Source organism: Halanaerobium sp. (assembly GCF_003070835.1).
The window spans coordinates 1-2,185 of the sequence record NZ_QBLR01000431.1; the positions used below are offsets into that span (position 1 = coordinate 1).

Here is a 2,185-nt window from a genome sequence, read left to right on the forward strand (position 1 = left end):
CAATTTCTGTTTTATAAGTATTTTCTGTGCTAGAGTTGTTCTTATTGATAATTATTTTTTTTTCAGAATCAATAAAATGAGCCTTTACTTCAGTATATAAATTTATTGGGCAGGAAATCAAAAAATTCTGATCATCTATACTGCCCTGAAGAAGTTCTCCACAGCTGCCTGGAACTCTAAGTATAACTTGCTGCACTATTCATTCTCCTTTCATAACTAAATTTTAATAAATCAAATTAAAATTAAAAATTTAACTTTATAAATATTTATTTTATATTTTTAAGCTCTTGATATTTCTAAATCAAAGCAAAAATAATTAAAGCTAATATTAAAAATAATCCAACCGTATAATAAATTATTTTATTCAGCTTTAAAATATCACTAGCCTCAAATTTTTTCTTTTTCTGTCCGATATAGGCCCTAAAACTCTCCTTTCCCTGATAATAATTGATTCCTCCAAAACGCAGAGAAAGCGCTCCTGCCGCCGCTGCCTCTGGATAACCAGCATTTGGACTGGGATGTTTTGCTGCATCATTTAAAACTGTTTTAAAAGCTGACTTAAAATCGAAATCAAGTAGAAAAGATGCTGCAATAATTAAAAATGCTGTAATCCTGGCGGGAATATAATTAAAAAAATCATCAGTTTTAGCTGCTGCATAGCCAAAATTTATATATTTATCATTTTTATAACCCAGCATCGAATCCATAGTATTTACTGCCTTATATGTAACAGCAAGTGGAAGCCCTCCTAAAAGATAATAAAAGGCAGGTGCCAGGATTCCATCTGAAGTGTTTTCAGCCAGAGTTTCTAAAACTGCTCTGATAACTTCCTGGCGACTGCTCTGACTGCAGTCTCTACCCACAATTAAATCGACTTTTTTTCTGGCCTGCTCCAAATTATTGATTTTTAGGGCTAAATAAACTTCTTTACCAGCTTTGATCAAACCTTTTAAGGCCAGCATTAAACTCAGAAGAATTATTTCAATAAAATAAGCAAAATATTCATTTAGCCTCAGTGACTGTTGAATAATATAATTTGAGATAAAATAGCTAACTAATAAAACTATGATTACTAAAAAACCACCTTTTAATTTAGCAGCTAAAGTACCATCTCTTTCTTTTTGTAAATGTTTTTCCAAAAAAGTTATTAAGCCACCTATTATTACAACAGGATGTGTAATCCAGTTCGGATCAGAAATAATCAAATCTATGATTAAGGCAATAATTAAAAATAATATGAACTGCAAACTAAGCACCTCTACTTTTTTTATAGATTAAAGCTTTTTCCAAATAATTTTTCACTATTTGAAGGTTAGAAGCAAAGTGCAGGTGTATATAGGAGGCTAAAATATTATCCAGACTGCTGTAACCCTCTTCTTTTTTTCGATAATTATAACTTCTTTTAACTTTTTGGTCAATCTTTGAAATTCTGGAATAATGAAACACATGCCCTCTTGCTTTTTCTCCTTTTTTAAATAATAAGTTATCAGCTGAAGCTTCAACTTCTCGATATCCCATTTCCTGTAATTTAGAAGTCATTTCTATCTCGGCTGGAAGTAAGTCCAGCATTTGAAATTCTTTCCCCTCAAAATCTTTGACCTGACGGCAGAAATACATCAGCCCTCCGCATTCTGCATAAGCTGGAAGTCCCTGTTTGACTTTTTCTTTGAAATCGCTTTTGAATTCTCTATTTGCAGCAAGTTCTTGCAAAAAACTTTCGGGAAATCCTCCTCCCAGATAAACTGCATCTACTTCAGGGAGTCTAGAATCTGTTAAGGGGCTGAACTCGACAATTTTTGCTCCCGCTGCTTTTAAAAGATCTAAATTTATTTGATAATAAAAGTTAAAAGCCTGATCAGAGGCAAGACCTATTTTTATATTTTTTATAGTTGATTTTATAGCCAAATTATTTTTAAGTAAATTTTCTGATTCTACTTGCGAAATTTCTATTACTTGCTCAATATCAATATATTTTTCCATAAGCTCAACTAATTTTTGACTGTATGCTTTAAGTTCACTACTTTCAGAAACTGGCACCAAACCAAGATGTCTTTCCGGCAGTTCCAGATCTTGATTTTTAGGAAGATAGCCCAAAACTATTAAATCACTCATTTTATCTTTAATTGCTTTTTTTAATAATTCAAAATGATGAGGACTGCTGATATTATTAATTATAACTCCTTTT

Annotated in this window: 2 protein-coding genes and 1 pseudogene; all 3 read right to left on the bottom strand. The window is 31.6% G+C overall.

Annotation, left to right across the window (positions count from 1 at the left end; all coding sequences use genetic code 11):
- Nucleotides 1–196 (bottom strand): annotated as a pseudogene (locus tag CI949_RS20075) (GHMP kinase); the annotation flags it as partial.
- A 100-nt stretch (nucleotides 197–296) separates the two neighbouring features.
- Nucleotides 297–1,256, bottom strand: coding sequence for an adenosylcobinamide-phosphate synthase CbiB (gene cbiB / locus CI949_RS20080; protein WP_290769757.1), 960 nt, complete (start codon nucleotides 1,254–1,256; stop codon nucleotides 297–299).
- A partial coding sequence (locus CI949_RS20085) for a cobyrinate a,c-diamide synthase (protein ID WP_290769759.1) occupies nucleotides 1,249–2,185 on the bottom strand: 937 nt, incomplete at its 5' end. The genes cbiB and CI949_RS20085, both read right to left, overlap by 8 nt.